General features: G+C 67.4%; 19 protein-coding genes. All 19 read right to left on the bottom strand.

Going from position 1 to position 15,096, the window contains the following annotated elements; genetic code table 11:
• Positions 1 to 87 precede the first annotated feature (87 nt).
• The 19 genes from M2332_RS11475 to fliE all read right to left on the bottom strand — a co-directional run bounded on the left by M2332_RS11475 (position 88) and on the right by fliE (position 15,096).
• The gene (locus M2332_RS11475; protein ID WP_264571511.1) at positions 88 to 240 is read right to left on the bottom strand and encodes a hypothetical protein; all 153 of its coding nucleotides are present in this window, start codon (positions 238 to 240) and stop codon (positions 88 to 90) included.
• A 133-nt stretch (positions 241 to 373) separates the two neighbouring features.
• Positions 374 to 742 (bottom strand): flagellar export chaperone FliS, encoded by a 369-nt coding sequence (gene fliS / locus M2332_RS11470; RefSeq protein WP_264574132.1) that lies wholly within the window; start codon positions 740 to 742, stop codon positions 374 to 376.
• A 75-nt stretch (positions 743 to 817) separates the two neighbouring features.
• Positions 818 to 2,200, bottom strand: a complete 1,383-nt coding sequence (fliD, locus tag M2332_RS11465; protein ID WP_264574131.1) for a flagellar filament capping protein FliD — start codon at positions 2,198 to 2,200, stop codon at positions 818 to 820.
• Between the two features lie 120 nt (positions 2,201 to 2,320).
• Positions 2,321 to 2,764 (bottom strand): hypothetical protein, encoded by a 444-nt coding sequence (locus M2332_RS11460; protein WP_264574130.1) that lies wholly within the window; start codon positions 2,762 to 2,764, stop codon positions 2,321 to 2,323.
• A 58-nt stretch (positions 2,765 to 2,822) separates the two neighbouring features.
• A complete protein-coding gene (locus tag M2332_RS11455) occupies positions 2,823 to 3,968 on the bottom strand; it encodes a flagellar biosynthesis protein FlhB (RefSeq protein WP_264574129.1) in 1,146 nt (381 codons plus the stop codon).
• Positions 3,969 to 3,971: 3 nt separating this feature from the next.
• Entirely contained in the window at positions 3,972 to 4,748 is a 777-nt protein-coding gene (fliR, locus tag M2332_RS11450) for a flagellar biosynthetic protein FliR (protein WP_181560890.1), read from the bottom strand.
• Positions 4,745 to 5,017: a flagellar biosynthesis protein FliQ gene (gene fliQ / locus M2332_RS11445; RefSeq protein ID WP_181560891.1), complete on the bottom strand. Its 273-nt coding sequence runs from the start codon at positions 5,015 to 5,017 to the stop codon at positions 4,745 to 4,747. The genes fliR and fliQ overlap by 4 nt, the downstream gene beginning before the upstream one ends.
• A gap of 22 nt (positions 5,018 to 5,039) precedes the next feature.
• Positions 5,040 to 5,888, bottom strand: a complete 849-nt coding sequence (gene fliP / locus M2332_RS11440; RefSeq protein ID WP_413715957.1) for a flagellar type III secretion system pore protein FliP — start codon at positions 5,886 to 5,888, stop codon at positions 5,040 to 5,042.
• Between the two features lie 103 nt (positions 5,889 to 5,991).
• Entirely contained in the window at positions 5,992 to 6,264 is a 273-nt protein-coding gene (locus M2332_RS11435; RefSeq protein ID WP_181560893.1) for a flagellar biosynthetic protein FliO, read from the bottom strand.
• Positions 6,261 to 6,590 (bottom strand): flagellar motor switch protein FliN, encoded by a 330-nt coding sequence (gene fliN, locus M2332_RS11430; RefSeq protein WP_181560894.1) that lies wholly within the window; start codon positions 6,588 to 6,590, stop codon positions 6,261 to 6,263. The genes M2332_RS11435 and fliN overlap by 4 nt, the downstream gene beginning before the upstream one ends.
• Positions 6,591 to 6,601: 11 nt before the next feature.
• Complete coding sequence (locus M2332_RS11425; protein ID WP_181560895.1) at positions 6,602 to 7,471, bottom strand: flagellar motor switch protein FliM; 870 nt, start codon at positions 7,469 to 7,471, stop codon at positions 6,602 to 6,604.
• A gap of 38 nt (positions 7,472 to 7,509) precedes the next feature.
• Entirely contained in the window at positions 7,510 to 8,130 is a 621-nt protein-coding gene (gene fliL, locus M2332_RS11420; protein ID WP_264571515.1) for a flagellar basal body-associated protein FliL, read from the bottom strand.
• Between the two features lie 12 nt (positions 8,131 to 8,142).
• On the bottom strand, positions 8,143 to 9,534 hold the full coding sequence (locus tag M2332_RS11415; RefSeq protein ID WP_264574127.1) for a flagellar hook-length control protein FliK: 1,392 nt from the start codon (positions 9,532 to 9,534) through the stop codon (positions 8,143 to 8,145).
• Positions 9,531 to 9,959: a hypothetical protein gene (locus M2332_RS11410; protein WP_181560898.1), complete on the bottom strand. Its 429-nt coding sequence runs from the start codon at positions 9,957 to 9,959 to the stop codon at positions 9,531 to 9,533. Before M2332_RS11410 ends, M2332_RS11415 begins: the two co-directional genes overlap by 4 nt.
• Positions 9,956 to 11,287, bottom strand: coding sequence for a FliI/YscN family ATPase (locus M2332_RS11405; protein ID WP_264574126.1), 1,332 nt, complete (start codon positions 11,285 to 11,287; stop codon positions 9,956 to 9,958). The genes M2332_RS11410 and M2332_RS11405 overlap by 4 nt, the downstream gene beginning before the upstream one ends.
• Positions 11,284 to 11,967, bottom strand: a complete 684-nt coding sequence (locus M2332_RS11400; RefSeq protein WP_264574125.1) for a flagellar biosynthesis protein — start codon at positions 11,965 to 11,967, stop codon at positions 11,284 to 11,286. Before M2332_RS11400 ends, M2332_RS11405 begins: the two co-directional genes overlap by 4 nt.
• The gene (fliG, locus tag M2332_RS11395; protein ID WP_264571519.1) at positions 11,960 to 12,976 is read right to left on the bottom strand and encodes a flagellar motor switch protein FliG; all 1,017 of its coding nucleotides are present in this window, start codon (positions 12,974 to 12,976) and stop codon (positions 11,960 to 11,962) included. The genes M2332_RS11400 and fliG overlap by 8 nt, the downstream gene beginning before the upstream one ends.
• Positions 12,969 to 14,735, bottom strand: a complete 1,767-nt coding sequence (gene fliF / locus M2332_RS11390) for a flagellar basal-body MS-ring/collar protein FliF (protein ID WP_264574124.1) — start codon at positions 14,733 to 14,735, stop codon at positions 12,969 to 12,971. The genes fliG and fliF overlap by 8 nt, the downstream gene beginning before the upstream one ends.
• A gap of 4 nt (positions 14,736 to 14,739) precedes the next feature.
• Positions 14,740 to 15,096, bottom strand: a complete 357-nt coding sequence (gene fliE / locus M2332_RS11385; protein ID WP_181560903.1) for a flagellar hook-basal body complex protein FliE — start codon at positions 15,094 to 15,096, stop codon at positions 14,740 to 14,742.

Genomic DNA, 15,096 nt, shown 5'->3' with positions numbered 1-15,096 from the left:
AGCCGGCGGGGGCGTGAAGATGCTGCGGAATGCGTGGACACAACAAAGGCCGCCGGAACACCGGCGGCCTTCGCATGTCTGATCCGATCAGCGCTGGTTCTGGCGTTGACCGCCGCCCTGCTGGTTCTGATCGTCCTGTCCGCCCTGCTGGCGACCGGACTTGTCCGTGTTGGACTGGTCCTGCTGGCCGCCTTGGCCGGGCTGGCGCTGTTGATCGTTCTGCTGGTTCTGGTTTGCCATGGTCCATCCTCTCTTGTCGCCCTTGATGGGCATGGGAGAGAAACGGATGGAAGAGCGGCCGGTGCCCGGCTTTGCGACGAATGCCGGAAAAGCGGACGAGTTGAAAGGAGCGTCGGACGGGCCGGGTAGGCCGTCAGCCGATCTGCTTCCAGGCCGACGCGATTTCCGCGATGAAGCCGTGAGCGCTCTCCATCAGGCTGGGATCATTGGCGACGGTCGCCTCCAGCGTCCGGCGGCGCGTCTCGCGGTAGATGGTCGCCAGGCTGATGGCGATCTCGCCACCCTGCTCGAAATCGAGGCTCGTCTCCAGCGCGTGGAGAATGGCGAGCGCGCGCGTCTGCCGGTCCAGGCATTTGTGGCGATCGCCGGCCTTGAGCGCCAGTGCGGCGGTATCCAGCGCGAGCAGCAGCTCGTCGAACAGGATGCGCACGAGCTGGTGCGGCGTGGCGCCCTCGACGCGGCTGCCGCTATCCACCGCCGCATAATGGCGGAGCGCGGCCATCGGCCTCATCGGATGCGAACCCATGTACATACAGCGTATCCCTTATTGGTGTGTCCAGCGTCTGCGTCCGGACCGTTAGTCGTTGTTCTTGCTCCAGATCTTGACCTGCTGCTCAAGATAGGACTGCGTGGCCTGGAACTGCAGCAGGCGCGTTTGCATCTTCGCGTAGGTCGCGGTGAGCTGGGTGCTGTAGGTGCTGCGCTGATCGCCCAGCTTCTCCAGCTCCTTCTCCAGCGCGGCCTTCTGCTTCCCGTAAATGGCTGCGGAACTGGCGAGCGGACCTTCGCTGCCGTTCACATAATCGGTGATGTCCTTGAGCGCCCCGGCAATGCCCGGCTGCGTCGCGCTGGGCACGGCGGGATTGAGCATCTGGGTGACGCCTTCGGGGTCAGCCGCCAGCGCCGCTTCGAGCCGCTTGGTATCCAGCGTGAGCGTGCCGTTGCGCTCGGTGCGCACGCCCAGGTCGCTCAGCGTGCGATAGGTGCCGCTGTCGGTCAGCGGCTGGGAGACGAGACCGGCGAGACGCCGCGACAGATCCCGCACGCCAAAGTCGCCCGAGAGCAGGCCGGCCGTATCGCCCTGCGCGACCGTCGCGTCGTTGAGGGCGCCCTTGAGCTGATTATAGGCGGTGACGAACTCGCGAACGAGATCGCTCATGGTGCTGGTCGGCTGGTCCGTGGCGAGGGTGATCGTCTTGCCCGGCTCCGCCTTGTTGAGGTCGATCTGGATGTTGGGGATGGCGGTGGTGATCTTGTTCGAGCCGAATTCCATATCGACATTGTCGATGCGGATCAGCGCATTCGCGGCGACCTGGCTCTGCGTCAGCGTCCCGGCGGCGCCATCCCAGACGAAGCGCTGGAGATTGGCATCCGCATCGGCCTCGGCAGTGAGCGTGAAGGCCTTGGCGGTGCCGGTCTCGCCCTTGAGCACGAGGCGCGCGCCGGATTGATCGGTGACGATCGAAGCCGTCACGCCGGCATTCGCGGCATTGATGGCCGAGGCAAGGTCAGCCAGCGTGCCGGTGCCGCCGACGGTGATCATCGTCTCGGTGCTGCCCACGGTGAGCTTGAGCGTGCCGGTGCCAGCGACGGCGGCGCTGTCGGCCAGCGCGGCGGACTGGAGTACCTGCCCGGCGGCAAGCTGGCGCACCTCAAGCTGCGCCGGCAGGCCCTTGGGCACGCCGCCCGGAATGAGCGAGACCGCCGCGATGGTCGGATCATTGGAGACCGGATTGCCACGATAGCCGGTGCCCTGCAGCAGGTCGGTCAGGGCCTTGGAGAAGGTCTCGAGCGAGCTTTTGGCGGAGGCCAGCGCCGACACGCGGGCACTGGCGGTATCCAGCCGGGACTGGACGGCACTCTGGCGCGGCTGGAACGAGGCATTGGTGAGATCGGACACCATCTGGGTGATGTTGATCCCGGAGCCGATGCCCAGTGCGCTCGCAATATCCGTCGCCATATCCGTCGTCCTTTCAAGGCTTCAGAACGGCAGCGGCGAGCGCGGCTTTAGTGCCACGGGCAAAGAATCAGGGCAGGCGCATTCAGTCGTCGAACAGCGGCGCGCTTGGCGCCGGAACCCTCAGTGCGAGGCGGCTTCCACCATGAGCGAGGTGACCGATGCCTGCGCCGCCTGGGCCAGCCCGGCCTGCCGCGCCACCGCCTGCGCCACATTGGCGACGAAGGTGACCATCTGCTCGTCGGTCGGCGGCATGGGGAGCATGACGACGGGGCTCGGCATCAATGAGACGATGGCCCGGTCGGCCAGTTCGACACTCGATTCAGCATTGCGGGCCGAGGGCTGGATATGCGCCAGCACATCGGCGATCTCGGCATGGATGCGGGCATAATCGGCAGCGGCGGCGGAGCGTTCGCGATCCCGCAGCAAGGCGGCGCGGGAAGTCTCTCCCTCTGCCCCGCCATGCATGGCACGGGATTGGGAAACGGCAGGCACAGCCAAGGGGCTGCGCTCCGTTGCGCTGGTCACCGGGGTGACAGCCCCGGCGCGGGGCAAGAACTCGTTCATGACACATTGCCTTCTAATGTGTCCCCATCAACAAAAGACGGACGAGTTCGGCTAAGCTTTAATTCACGATATTGCGCCCATCCGCATCGAATCGCATCGCATCGGGCAGATCGATGTGCGGACGGTCCATCTCGGTCGCCATGGCGTGCTCGATCCGGTAGACGAAGGCGAGGATGGCGGCGACGGCCATGAACAGCCGTTCGTCCACTTCCTGCCCCGCGCGCGAGGTGAAGTAGATGGCGCGGGTAAGCTCGGGATATTGCAGCACCGGCCGGCCCTGATCGGCCGCGAGCGTGCGGATCGCCGCGGCGATTTCATCGGAACCGCGCGCGACTACCACAGGCGCCGCATCGCGCCCCGGATGATAGCGCAGCGCGACGGCGAAGTGCGTCGGGTTGGTGAGCACCACCGTGGCCTCTTCCACCGCCTTACGCACCGAGCCGTTGAGCGTCTCATATTGCCGCCGGCGGATCGCGCCCTTGAGTTCGGGAGAGCCTTCCGTCTCCTTGTGCTCCTGTTTCACTTCCTGCTTGCTCATGTTGAGCCGCTTCATGCGCTGGAAGATCTGCGCCGGCACGTCGATGCCCGCGATGAGGAACAGGGCCGCCGCGAGCGCGAGCGTGACGACCACGAAGATGTGGCCCATCTCGCTCATCGCCGGCATCACCCCGGTCTTGGCCATGCCGTGAATCGCATCGAACTGCCGCCACAGCAGCACGCCGCCGATGCTGCCGAGCAGCACCACCTTGGCGAGGGATTTGACCAGCTCGATAATGCCCTGCATGCCAAAGATGCGCTTGAGCCCGTTGATCGGGTTCATGCGCTCCGGCTTGGGCACGAGCGCGCCGGTGCGGAAGCCGAGCGAGCCAAGCACGGCAGGCGCGGCAATCGCCGCGACGACCGTCGCCAGCAGCACGCCCGCGAGCGGCAGCGCGATGATGGCGAGCAGATGATAGGCGCGCTGCTCCGGGGCGAAGCCCGCAATATCGCCCTGATCGAACCGCAGGGCCTCGGCGAGCATCAGGCGGATGGCGTCGATCAACGCCGGCCCGGCAATCGCGAGCCAGCCGACGCCGGCCATCACCACCATGGCGGTGGAGAGTTCGCGGGACTGGAGAATGTCGCCCTTGCTGGCCGCGTCCGTCAGACGCTTGGCTGTTGGCTTCTCGGTCTTTTCGCCGCCGCCGGAGGCTTCCTGCGCCATGGTTCAGCCGCCCGCCAGCAAGCGGCTCATGTCGAGCCCTTGGCGCAAGGCGTCGCTGATCGCCTCGCCCATGACCGGCGCGGCGATGGCGAGCAGCACGAGGCCGGCCAGCAGCGTCGCCGGCAGGCCGACCGCGAAGAGATTGAGCGACGGCGCGGTGCGCGCGAGCATGCCCATGACGAGCTGGACGAGAATGAGCGTGAAGGTGACCGGCAGGGCGATGATGACGCCCGAGGCAAACATGGTGCCGCCGAACTGCGCGATGCTCTCGAACGCGCTCGCCGGCATGAGATTGCCCGGGGGCAGCGCCTTGTAGCTCATCACGACGTATTGGATGAGCAGCAGATGCCCATCCATGGCGAGCAGCAGGAAGGTAGCAATGATCGAGAGAAAGCGGCCGACGACCGGCGTTGGCTGGCCTGAGAGCGGATCGACCATGGAGGCAAAGCCGAGGCCCATGGCATTGGCGATCGTCTCGCCGGCAATGAACGCCGCCGAATAGCCGATCTGCAAGGCGAAGCCGAGGCTGAGGCCTGCAATCACTTCCGCCGCGACGAGGGCGATGCCGGCGATGCTGGCCAGCCCTTGTTCGGGCAGCGCAAAGGGGGCGCTGTTGAGCGCGGCAATGCCGATCGCGAGGCTGAGTATGATGCGCAGCTGCACCGGCACGGCGGCGGCGCCGAAGATCGGCGCGGCGAGCAATGCGGCGCCGGGCCGGATCATCGCCAGCATCCAGAGCCACAGCTGCGCCTCGAGGCCCGCAAATGCCGGTGCGATCATCTGAGCAGGTCCGGAATCCGCTCGAAGATCTCGCGCGTGAAATCGGCGATGAGCATCAGGATCGCCCCGCCGAACAGCGCCAGCGTCACCGCGACGATGATGAGCTTGGGCACGAAGGAGAGCGTCGCCTCGTTGATCGAGGTCGCGGCCTGGATCATGCCGATGATGACGCCCGCCAGCAGGGCCGGGATCAGGATCGGCCCGGTCGCGAGCGCGGCAACCCATAGCGCCTGCTGGGCGAGGCCGACGAAGAAATCGCCATTTTCCATGATGCGTCCCTTTCCTGCCCGCTCAGGTCGCGAACGAGCCGGCGAGGGAGCCCATGGTCAGCGCCCAGCCATCCACCAGCACGAACAGCAGCAGCTTGAACGGCATGGAGATGATGGTCGGCGAGAGCATCATCATACCGAGCGCCATCAGCGTGGAGGCGACGACGAGATCGATGATGAGGAAGGGCAGGAAGATCATGAAGCCGATCTGGAAGGCGGTCTTTAACTCGCTGGTGATGAAGGCCGGCAGCATGATCGAGAAGGGAATCTCCTCGGGCGAGCGGAAGGCCGGCACGTTGGCGAGGTTCTGAAACAGAGCGAGGTCGTTCTGGCGGGTCTGCTTGGCCATGAAGCCATGCAGCACCTTGCCCGAGCGGCTCACCGCTTCCTCGATGCTGATCTGACCCTCACCATAAGGCGTGTAGGCGCTGGCGGTGATCTGGTCGATCGCCGGGCGCATCACGAACAGCGAGAGGAACAACGCGAGGCCGACGAGCACCTGGTTCGGCGGCGTCTGCGCGAGGCCGAGCGCCTGACGGAGCAGCGAGAGCACGATGATGATGCGCGTGAAGCTGGTCATCATCAGCACCAGCGACGGCAGCACCGTCAGCAGGCTCATCAGGACGAGGATCTGCAGCGAGATGGAGAGCGGGCGGCCATCGCCCGAAACATCGTCGAGCGCGCGGGTCAGCCCGCCCGAGGCAGCGGCGGCACCTTGCGGCAGGGCACCGGTTGCCGGCGCCTGCACTTGCGGCGCGGGTGCGGCGACTGGCGCAGCGGGTGCGGCGGGCGCAGCTTGGGCGAAGGCGGGCTGCGTGAGGCTCAGCGTCGCTAGAAGCAGCGCGCAAAACAGCGCAGCGCCGATCAGCAAACCCGTGCTCCTGCGAAGGCAGGAGCCCAGGGCGGCAAGGGACAGCGACTGCGCCCTGGGCTCCTGCCTGCGCGGGAGCACTTGGATGGTCGCCAGAATATGGTCAACCATGACGGGTTTCGCTCTCCGCGATCTTCTCGACCTTGCCGCGCGAGACCGAGAGCAGCAGGCGCTTGCCCTCGAACTCCACGACCGCGAGCTTGCCGAGCGTGCCCATGGGCAGCACATCGACCAGCTTGACCATCCGATCGCGCTGGCCGGCGCCCAGCATGCCGGGCTGATATTTGCGCCACAGCCACAGCGCGCCATAAGCCATGCCGCCGACCAGCGGCAGCATGATGAGCAGCTTGAGGAAATACCAGGCGAGCGCGCTCATGCCCGGCGCTCAAGCCCGGCGAGGCGCGCCTCGGTGGAGGCGATCTCGACAATGCGCACGCCATAACGGCCGTTCACCGTCACCACCTCACCCCGGGCGACCAGCGTGCCGTTGACCATGATGTCCAGCAGATCGTCAGCCTGACGATCGAGCTGCACGACGCTGCCCTCGCCCAGATTCATGATTTCGGCCAGACGCAACTGGGTGGCGCCGACCTCGACGGACATGCGGACGGGGATATCGGCCAGCAGGGCCATGTTGCGGCCCAGACCCATGTCCACCGGTGCGGCGGCCTCAGCCCGGAGTGTTTCGCTCATCTCGCTCATTATGTTGGTCCTCAGGCCAGTTTTTCGATCATGAAGGCGGCACTGCCGTCCTGTTCGCCCACGGTGCCCTGCGCGAATACGCGGTCCCCGACGAGCAGCGGCAATTGCCGCGCGATGTGAATGGGAATGACGTCGCCGGGCTTCAGCGACATCAGCTCCGCCATTTTGAGATTGGGCCGCGCCAGCACCGTGCGGACGGGGAAGCGCACATCGTCCAGCCGGGTGGCCAGACGGGTCCGCCAGACCGGATCGGCCGGCCGCGCCTCGTCCCCCGCCTTGGGCGATCCGACGATCTCTAGCCCGCCAAAGCCGGCCTTGGGATAAATGAACTCGATGATGCGCGGGCGATGATCGCCCATGTCGACCTCGAACCCCTGCACCACGATGGCCGTCTCTCCGGGCATCAGCTGGGCATGGGCCGGATTGGTCTCGCGGTTGATGAGCACCGGCTCCAGCGGGGCGATCTCGGCCCAGCATTCGACCAGCGCCGCGATGATGCCATCGGCAAGCCGGGCGCCGAGCCGCGTTTCCGTGGGCGTGAACTCGCGCTTGTCGCTGCTCGCACGGTCGCCCTTGCCGCCATAGAAGCGGTCGACCAGCAGCGAGACCAGCGGCGCGTCGATGCGCAGCACCACCGGCCCCTTGATTGGGTGCAGGCGATAGAGCGAGAGGCTGGCGAACTCCGGCGCGCTCGCATCCCACATCATGAACATGGTTTCTTCGAGCGGCAGCGCGGTGACCAGCGGACGCGCGCCCCCATAGGGCTCGATGATCGCGCGCAACCGGCGGCTCACCCGCTCGCCGAGTTTTTCCAGTCCGCTGATCGCGGCGACCGGCTCACTGGTCTGTCGCCCGAGCGCGAAAGGCTGCACGTCATTCATCGTTCATTGTCCCCGTCCGACCCCCGTCGGACACGGCGCTACTGAATAACGAAATTGGTAAAATAAACGTTATCAATGCCGCCGTAGCCCGTCTTTTCCTTCAAAACATCGTTAATAACGGTCAGAAGTTTCGCCTGGAGCTTCTCCTTGCCCTGCGGGGTCGAGAGGTCGAGCTCCTGCTCCTGCGCCATCATCATCAGGATGGCCGAGCGGATCGGCAGCTCATGCGCCTGCACCGCCTCGATCACGCGCTGGTCGTAATAGGTCGACACGGCGATCGAGACCTGCGCGAAGGAGTCACTGTCCGCGAGGTTGGAGGTGAACGGCGCCGGGATCTGGAAATAGGTCGCCTGATAGGCCGAGGCATTGGCCGGGCGGGGCAGATCCACGCCCTTGCCCTCGCGCTCCGGCGCGTGCTGCTCGGCGGCCTTGGCGGCCCAGGTCTTGGCGACCTCCTCGGGCTTCTCGCCGGTCAGCACCAGCTGCGGGCGAAAGGCGTCTTCCGCCGGCCCGCTTTCCTTGTGCATGGAGCCAGCGGCGAAGAACCCCGCCGCAGCGCCACCGCCACCCAGCAGCGCCACGGCGCCCAGGATGATGATCAGCTTCTTCTTGCCGCCGCCCTTCTTCTTGGCGGCGCCGGCGTCCGGTGCGTCACTCATCGATCGATCCCCTTAAGCAAAGCGCACATGCCCGTCGGCACTGTCGCGCGCGGCGACCCTGCTCTCATCGGGCTGGCGAGATTGTTCCCCGGCGACGCGCGTGAACGATGTCCCGCGATCGCCATCCTGTCTGCGACCCTGCTGCTGCATCTGGCTCGCCAGATCGCGCTGGGCCTGGCCCTGGGCCTGATTTTGCGCCTGATTTTGGGCCTGGCTTTGCGCCTGCCCCTGATCGCGCGCGGCATCCGAGGAGGCGCCGGCCTTCTCGACCGTGATCTGCCCGAGGTGCAGGGTGGCAAGACGTGCATCGGCCTGCAGCGTGCCGCGCCCTTCGTTGAGGCGCCGTGCGGCTTCATCCGTTTCCGCTGTCAGGCGGATATCCATGGCGCCTGCGCCCTGGAACACATCGACCTCAAGCCGGCCCAGATGCGGCGGATTGAGCGAGAAGCGGCTATGCCCGCCGCCTTCCGCCAGCCCGGCAATTTCTCGCGCCAGCCGGTCGATCCACTGGCCGGAGACGCCCATGTCGATAACCTGTGCGCCCAGCGCCGAAGCTGCCGAAGGCGCTGCCTGGCCTGCGCCGCCACTGCTGCTGACAGCGCCGCTCTCGGTCGAGATGCCAACCGGCAGGTCGATGACGAAGCGCTGGGCCGTGTCTGGAGCCGGCGCCGCGGCCTTGCCGGTCGTTGCGCCCTGCGCCGCCAGAGCATCTGCCAGGCTGGCACCCTCCGCCTTTGGAGAGTCCGCGCCATCGGCCTTGGGGGCAGCGAGCGCTGCCACGCCGGCGGGTGCCGTCGCGCCATCCTGCGATGAAGCGGCGGCACGGCCTCCCTTGGGCCCGGTGCCGGCGGCAACATGGGCAGCCATGGCCGGCATACCGGGCGCGAGCGGGAAGGGAATGACCTGTGCCTGCAGCGGCTGCGCGGGCGCCGCAGCGTTGGTGGCGCCATCATCCGTCGCGGCCGTGTCACCGGCCTCGGCGTCTGCATTCGGCTCGCCCTCGGTCAACACCAGGGCGGCATCCTGGGGCGGCTGCGCTGTCGCAGCGCCCTGCTGGGCCTGCTGCGCCTGCAGCTGAGCCGCGACGGTAACAGCCTGCTGGGGCTGGCTCGCGAACCGATCGGGCGCTGTCAAAGCCAGCTTGTCACCGCCGACCAGCGCGAGGATATCGGCGCTGAAGCCTTCGTCCGGGGCACCGGCCGGTCCGGTCGTGGCAGTCCCGTCATTGTCGACGACAAGGCTGAGGCCCGCGCCCCCGGCCGCCGGAGCATTGCCGTTCAGCGCAGCCAGCTCGACAAGCGCAGCGAACTGCCCGCCCGTGGCGAGGCCCGGTTCCCCGGCCTTCGCATCGGCAGCCGGAGCGCGCCCCGTCATCATGCTGAAGAGCGACGTGATGTTGATCATTCTTCCAGTCCCCTGTTCTGCATCCGCCGGACGCGCGGCTGCGCGGCCAGCCGGGCTTCGCGCTGCGCTTCCCGTGCGGCCTTGGCCTTGTCCTTGAGGCGCTCAGCAATTTCGCGTTCACGATCCGCCACCACCCGTTCCGCATCGCGCGCGTCGATCCGCCGATTGGCATCGAACAGCGCGCCATCGAGCTGCCGGCCGGCGCGCTCCAGGCGGCTGGCCAGTTCGCGCCGCGCAGCGAAGAGTCCGCCGATCTGCTGCCCGCTCTGGCCGCACAGCTCTTCGCGCACCTGCGCGATGCGGCGGGCATTGCTGGCGATCTGGCTCGCCTCATCCTGCGCAAGCGTGAGCGCGGCGACGGCCTGATTGTGCTGCACGTCCCGCACCCGGACGAGGCGCTTGCGCGCGGCGACCATGCGGCTCATGCCCCGAACTCCGCGATCAGCGCGGCGGCGCTGGTGTCGACGTCAATCGTGGACTTGCTGCTCTGGCGCAGGAAGCCCAGCAACTGCTGCCGGCGTTCCACGGCCTCATCGATGGTCGGATCATTGCCAGGGCGATAGGCGCCCATCAGGATGAGATCGCGATTTTCCTCATAGGCCGCCCACAGCCGCCGATAATTGGCGGCCGCGCGCAGATGCTCGTCATCGACGATGTCCGCCATCACGCGCGAGAGCGAGCGCCCGACGTCGATAGCCGGGAAGATGCTCTGCTCTGAAAGATGCCGCGAGAGCACGATATGCCCGTCGACAATGGCGCGGGCGGTATCGACGATCGGATCGTCGGTATCGTCGCCATCGGCCAGCACAGTGTAGATCGCGGTGATCGATCCGCCCGAGCGGCTGTCCACGCCGGCCCGCTCGACAAGGCGCGGGATGAGCGACAGCGCCGAGGGCGGATAGCCCTTCATCGCCGGCGGCTCGCCCAGCGACAGGCCGATCTCGCGCTGGGCATGGGCACAGCGGGTGAGACTGTCGATAAGCAGCAGCACCTGTTTGCCACGGGCGCGGAAATATTCGGCGATGGCAGTCGCGCGGGCAGCCGCGCGCAGGCGCAGCACCGGCGGATGATCGGCCGGCACGGCGACGACGACGCTCTTGTTCATGAGCGCGCCGCCGATCTTGGTCTCGAGGAAGTCGCTGACCTCGCGGCCACGCTCGCCGATCAGGCCGGTGACGATCACGTCCGCCTCAGCGCCGGCGATCATCTGGCCCATCAACACTGATTTACCCACGCCCGAACCGGCCATGATGGCGATACGCTGGCCGCGACCGGCGGTCAGCAACGCATTCACCGCGCGCACACCGAGATCGAAGCGTTCCAGCACCCGGCCACGATCCAGCACATTGCCGCGCACCCCAGCGAGCGGCCACTGACCATTGGCAAGCACCGGCCCCTTGCGATCGAGCGGCTGTCCCATGGCATCGATGACGCGGCCGATCAGCCCCTCGCCGACCTGCACCATATTGGCGGCGCTGTCCGGCTCGACGCGCGCGCCATTTTCCAGCGGCGCATCCTGATCCAGCGGCACCAGCACGGCGCGGCTGCCCCGGAAGCCAACGACCTCGGCGCGCACCGACATGCCATCGGCTGCACGAATGCGCGCGCCGGCGCCGATGGGGCGGGAAAAGCCGGTCACTTCGAGCATCCCGCCATCATGGCCAACCAGCCGGCCGACATGGCGCGGCGCCTGATTGGGCACCTGCATATGATCGAGCAGGCGCGTGGCGCGGGCGAGTTCCGCCTGGATCACAGCCGGCCCTCCATATCGTCCATCAGCGCCTTGAGGCGCGCCAGGCGCACGTCCGGGCCATCCTCGATCCAGCCATCCGCCGTAGCGAGACGGACCGATCCGCGCGGCACATCGGCGCTGGCCGCGAGCGAGAAGCGCAGCGGCTCGGCCTGCAGCAGCGGCAGATCCTCGGGATTGACCTCCAGCCGGGCCTTGGCATCCTCGGTGTCGATGCAGGCGGCGACTGCCTCGCAGCGCGCCCGGAGCACATCGGCATCGATCGGCACTTCACCCACGATCTGGCCGACCAGACGGATGACCGCCTGGGACAGCAGCGTGGCGAAGGCGCCTTCATCCACTTTGCCGAGCGCCAGAACGGCGGCAGCCAGCTCCCGCCGCGCCGCATCGTCCTGCTCGGCGGCTTCGCGCGTGATGCGCTCGCCTTCCTGAAAGCCCTGCACGAAGGCATCGCGCGCGGCTTCCTCAATGGGGTCGACCGGCGCCTGAGCGGCCAGCGTCTCATCATAGCCGCCGCCCGGCCCGCTTCCGCCGGGGAAGGTTACATTCCAGGCCCGATGGCCCTGCTCCTCGGCATAGAGGTGGCGAAAGCCCCTGCCATCGCGCCCGACGCTGCCGAAATTGCCCCAGCTCTCCAGCGGCGCGGCGCCGCTGACGCTATCGGCCGACCAGATCCTAGACATAGTCGTCGCCCTTTCCGCCCAGCATGATCGCCCCTTCCTCGCCCATGCGGCGCGCCTCGGCGATGATCGCCTTCTGCGCTTCCATCACTTCGGCAAGGCGCATCGGGCCGCGCTCGTCCATCTCGTCCTGAATGGACTGGGCGGCGCGCTGCGACATGCAGCCCAGGATGCGCGTGCGCAGCGTGTCGCTCGCGCCCTTGAGCGCGACGACCAGAATGGCGTTGTCCACCGCCCGCATGAGCGTGCCCAAATCCTTGTCCGACAGGGCCTGCAGATTTTCGAAGACGAACATTTCGTCCTCGATAAGCTGCGCGACATTGCGATCCCGCTTGTTCAGCGCCTTGATGATGCGCTGCTCATGATCCTTGCGGATGTTGTTCATGATCGCGGCGGCCTCGCTGGTGCCACCGCGCTTGGTGGTGCCAGCGGAGGAGCGGCCCTGCGCCGGGCGGGAGGCGATGAGCTGCTCCAGCTCGTCCAGCGCCTCGGTGCTCACCGGGCCGAGCGTGGCGACGCGATAGACGACATCGTCCTGCACCTCGGCCGGCAGCAGCTGCAGCGTCGCGGCGGCGACGGCCGGGTCCAGATGGGCCAGCACGATGGCCATGATCTGCGGATGCTCGGGCTCGATGATCGCGGCGATCTCAGCCGGCTCCATCCATTTGAGCATCGAGAGCTTGGTCGAGCGCGTTGGCGGCGTGATCCGCGCGAGCATATTGTCCGCGCGGTCGGGCCCGAGCGCCTTGTGCATGGCGCCGCGGATATGCTGGGTGGCGCCGTAGCCGATGGTGGTGCGACCGCGCGCCTTGGAGACGAACTGGTCCAGCGCGGCGTTCACCTCGTCCACCTCGACATCGGCGACGTCATACATGGCGTAGCCGAGCTGGCGCACCTCGTCCGGCTCCAGCCGGGAGAGGATCTGCGCGGCTTCGTCTTCCTCGAAGAGCATCAGCAGCACGGCGGCAGCGGCGCTGCCGGTGAGCGGGCGAGCGGCTTCGACCTCAGCCATCGGCCTTCACTCCATCCTTGAGGAGATCGCGAACGACGAGCGCAGCGCGATCGGGGTCCTGCTTCACAAAGTTGCGGATCAGCGTGGCGCGATCGCTATAGTCGTGCGTGGCACTGATCATATCGAGGGTCACCGGCTGAGCGGGGTCATGCACCGCCGCCGAGGCCCGGCCGATCTCTGCCTGGATTTCCGTGCCGATCTGCTGGCCGATCTGCGCATCGAGCACCTGACGCTCCGCCTGCGCGGCGGACCAGCGCTTGAGCAGCGGACGGCCGATGCCGACCAGCAGCAGCAGCGCGACGAGCAGGGCCGAGACGTTGCGGGTGAGCATCGCCACCCAGGCTTCCTGATACCAGGGCGTCGCATCGGTGGCGGCATCCCCGGCGGCTTCGGCGAACTTGCGCGAGGAAATCGCCACCACGTCGCCGCGTGCCTGATCGAAGCCGATTGCGCCTTTGACCAGCGCCTCGAGCGCGGCAATCTCCTGCGGCGTGCGCGGCTTGCCATCGGTGCCCTGATCCAGCGCGACGGCGATGGACAGGCGCTGCACGGTGCCCACGGCGTCCCGCGTCACGGAGACTTCGCGGCCCAGCTCGAAGCTGCGGTTGAAGGTCTCGGTCGTCTTGAACGGCGGCATGCCGGGTGCGGGCGGCGTCTGCATGGCGTTGGCCTGTGCCTGCGCCTGCGTCGGCGGCGGGCCGCCCGGATCGGCGGGATTGACCGGCGGATTGGGCTGCAGCGCGCCGGGGATGCCGCCGGGTGCCGCATTCGCATTGCCCTGCGCATCCGTGTTCCAGCTGCCGGTTTCGGCACGCAGCCGGGCTTCGTCCTGCGGATAGGTTTCGCGCGTGGCCTGCCGCTCGGCGAAGTTCACCTCGGCATGCACCTCGGTCGAGAACTTGCCGGCACCGATGATCGGCGTGAGCAGCGCAGTCACAGCCTGACGGTAGCGATCTTCGATGCGGCTCTGGATCTGGATCTGCCGATCCGTCTCCGCGCCGGCCCCGGTCGCATTACTGAGCAGGCGGCCATTCTGATCGACGACCGACACCGATTCCGGCGCCATGTCGCCCACGGAGGAGGCGACCAGATGCACGATGGCCTCGACCTGCCCTTCGGACAGCGAGCGACCATTGGCCAGTTGCAGCATCACGGATGCCGTCGGGCGGGAGCGCTCGCGCAGGAAGATGCTCGGCGCCTCGACCGCGAGGTGAACCCGCGCCTTGGTGACCGCATCGATCGCCTCGATGGTGCGGGCCAGATCCATCTCGCGCGCGCTGCGCAGCTTCTCGCCCTCGACGGCGCGGCTCGCGCCCATCGGCATGGAGTCGATCAGCGTGTCGCCGGTCGGCGCGCTGCGGGGCAGGCCCTCGGCGGCGAGCTTCATCTTGGCGTTGAAATAATCGGTCTCGGCGACGGTGATCGCACCGCTCGTCTGATCGAAATTATAGGCGATGCCGCTCTTGCCCAGTGCCTCGGCCACGGCGGCCTGGTCGGCCTCGGGCAAGCCCCGGAACAGGTCGCGCTGCGGCGGTTCGCGCAGCGCCAGCCAGGCCAGCGCGGCGAGCGCAGCAACAGTAATCAGGCCGATCATCGGCAGGCTGCGCTGCACGGCGGGCTGCTGGAGCAGGCCCGTGAGGCGCAGCTTCATGCCCTGCGCGCCGGCCGCAAAGCCCGCGCCAGACCCGGAGAGGGCAGGCAAGCCGGACTGCATCGCTGCCTGGTTGCCAGTGGTGGTGGTGATGTTCGCGTCGCTCATCTCATTACACCGGCATGCTCATGATGTCCTTGTAGGCGGACAGGAGTTTGTTGCGGACCTGCAGGGTCGTCTCGAAGCCCACCGACGCCTGCTGGCGAGTCAGCATCACCGCCGCGATGTCCGTGGTCTCGCCGCGCTCATAGGCAGCGGTCGCGTCGCTCGACTGGGTCTGCAGCTTGTTCACGCCCTCGATGGCGCTGCGCATGGCGTCCGCGAAATCGGCGCCACCCGCAGGGCTGCTGGCGGGCGCGCCGCCGGTCGCGGCACCGGCGGCGCTTTTCGCGGCGTCCTGGATCGCGGAGTTACGCTGGAGAATGCTCTGGCGCAGGGCCAGCACGCTATCGACGGAAAGTCCCGACAT

It is taken from the genome of Sphingobium sp. B11D3A (assembly GCF_025961695.1).
Lineage (GTDB): Bacteria > Pseudomonadota > Alphaproteobacteria > Sphingomonadales > Sphingomonadaceae > Sphingobium.
The sequence above is the reverse complement of the archived record's forward strand: the minus strand, read 5'-3'. Positions and strand labels throughout refer to the sequence as shown.